Here is a 2,505-nt window from a genome sequence, read left to right on the forward strand (position 1 = left end):
CAGCAAGCCATGGAAACGCGAAGCTGAGCCGGCATTCTCATCTGCTGGAAATCGTCAAACAATACGTCCATGGTCGCCTTTACGGTGCCGGAAGCATCGGTGGCCGGGGTGTGGCAGTGAATCCAGCCCTGGGTGTGAACGATATTGGTAACGCCGGCACCGGTACCACCGATGGGGAACTTAAAGGAACCACCGGGGAACTTTCTGGAAGCCAGATCGTTTTTCAAGGGCTCTACTTTGTCCTTGGAATCAACCATGAACTCAATGTTGTTACGGGTGGTGAAACGAACATATCCGTCACAGTGTTTGTCGGCAATCTCACAGATTTCATTGATGTGACTTGTGGACATCAGGCGGGCACCGCCAACCCTTACGGTATACACTTCATCTCCGGAATCGCCGACATGAACCAGTACGCCGGGCTCCAGGATTTCATGATGAGACCATTTGCCTTTATTTTTTGCGATAACAGGAGGATAAAATTCGTTATAGTCTTTGGGACCGATGTCGGTGATTCTGTTCACCATCGGATTTTTGGGATCATACCCTGTAGAAATAAATGCCATTATATATCTCCCTTTTTATCTTAAGTGATGTTTTCTGTATTCTTCAACGTCACGTTCCCAACCGCCGGTTACTTCCTCTTCTTTCCAGAAGATGTAGGGGTTGGTTCTCGGATAGGCAACATGCTGGGGCATCGCTTCGATGCCTGTTACTTCCAGAAGTTTCTGGAAGCCCTGGCGCATGATCAGCTCACCAAGACGTTCACGGTTCTTGCCCTCTTCCATCCACCAATCCCATACGTTTTCAATGACTTCTGTAATTTCTTCGTAATCATTGTCGGCATTGACTTCAACAAAGGGAACCAGCAATGAACCCATCTGGGCACCATCAAGGATCGGAGCCTTGGCGCCAACAAGAATGGAGAGACCTGTCTCTTTACCAATTTTCAGGGCTCTGGGCATAACATTGATACAGTGCATGCAGCGGGTGCAGTTGGCATTGTCAATGGTCAGGGTTTTGTTCTCAAACTTCATGCAGCCTGTGGGGCAAAGTCTGACAACTTCTTTTTGAATGTTAAAGGAACCCCAGTCTTTACCTTTGTGGGCACCGGCATTGGCAGGATATGCAGGGTCGTTTTCAACATATTTGTTAACCGCGTCCTGATCAATGCGGATGTCGTCTTTCCAGGTACCGATGAAGGACATATCGGAACGGGCGATGGAAGCAACACAGCAGTTGGGACAGCCGTCAAGTTTAAATTTAAACTTGTACGGGAATGCCGGACGATGCAGCTCATCCTGATATTCATTGGTGAGGAAATGGCACAGTGCGCTGACATCGTAGCAGGAATATTCACACCTGGAAGAGCCAAGGCAGTCGGCAGGGGTTCTCAGGTTGGAGCCGGAACCACCCAGATCCTGGTTCATATCGTGGGTCAGTGTCCAGAACACTTCTTCCAACTGGGGAGTAGTGGTACCCAGCAGGATGATGTCGCCGGTGGCGCCGTGCATATTGGTAATTCCGGAGCCTCTGAAGTCCCACAGATCAGTCAGTGCTTTCAGGTACTCGGTGGTGTAGTATTTACCGGCAGGCTGGTTTACACGCATGGTATGGAAATGCTCAACGCCAGGGAACAGTTTGGGTTGGTCGCAGTAACGACCGATAACGCCACCACCGTATCCGAATACGCCAACGATGCCGCCGTGTTTCCAGTGGGTACGGCCATGTTTGTAAGAAAGTTCTAAAACACCAAGAAGATCGTCTACACAATCCTGGGGGATCTGGAATTCAACGCCTTTTTCGTTTTTGGCTCTGACTTCTGCCTGCTGTTTCAGGTCAGAAACAAAGCTAGGCCACGGGCCGCTTTCCAGCTGGTCTAAGAAAGGAGTTTCATGCTTAGCCATTTACTTACCTCCGTTAAAAGTTGATTTACATGCAACAATGAAAAGATTTTCCAAACTTCTCATTAATATTCTTTTCTCTATCATTCCAAAGCATTAGTAAAAAAATTAACGCTTTGAAGCAGACATTATAAGCAAAATAACATAGCTGATATAGAATTTATAAGTCCGCATGTCAATAAAAACCTGTCATCACGGTGTGATTATATGCCCCGGTGGGGTGCAAGCTCATCCAGCAATGCCGGGTTGACTTCAAAACCTAAATCCACCGCAATATCACAATGTTTGATGGCCTGCTTATAATCTTTAAGTTCCAGATAGGCCACGGCCAGGTTGTTATGGGCAATGGGGAAGCTAGGTTCCACGGACAGGGCCTGAAGATTGGCCTTGACCCCCTCTTCCACCAGTCCTTTCATAAAATAGGCGGTTCCCAAGGTCGTGTATGCCTGGATGAAATTTTTATTGTGGATAATAGCCTTCTTTAGATTTTTAATGGCCTTCTCCACTTTTTCTTCATCCTCCTTGGCATCCTTGCCGTCCACCAGCTGCAGCAGAACAAAGCCCATGTTGGCATAGCCTTCGGCAAAGCCGGCCCGGGCCT

General features: G+C 48.1%; 2 protein-coding genes and 1 pseudogene. All 3 read right to left on the bottom strand.

Annotated features, from left to right (window positions below; all coding sequences use genetic code 11):
* Positions 1-566 (bottom strand): annotated as a pseudogene (locus AB7U36_RS22375) (dissimilatory-type sulfite reductase subunit beta); the annotation flags it as partial.
* A gap of 15 nt (positions 567-581) precedes the next feature.
* Complete coding sequence (gene dsrA / locus AB7U36_RS22380; RefSeq protein ID WP_428161810.1) at positions 582-1,907, bottom strand: dissimilatory-type sulfite reductase subunit alpha; 1,326 nt, start codon at positions 1,905-1,907, stop codon at positions 582-584.
* A gap of 200 nt (positions 1,908-2,107) precedes the next feature.
* A partial coding sequence (locus tag AB7U36_RS22385; protein ID WP_428161811.1) for a tetratricopeptide repeat protein occupies positions 2,108-2,505 on the bottom strand: 398 nt, incomplete at its 5' end.

The sequence above is a fragment of the Desulfobacter sp. genome (genome assembly GCF_050177295.1).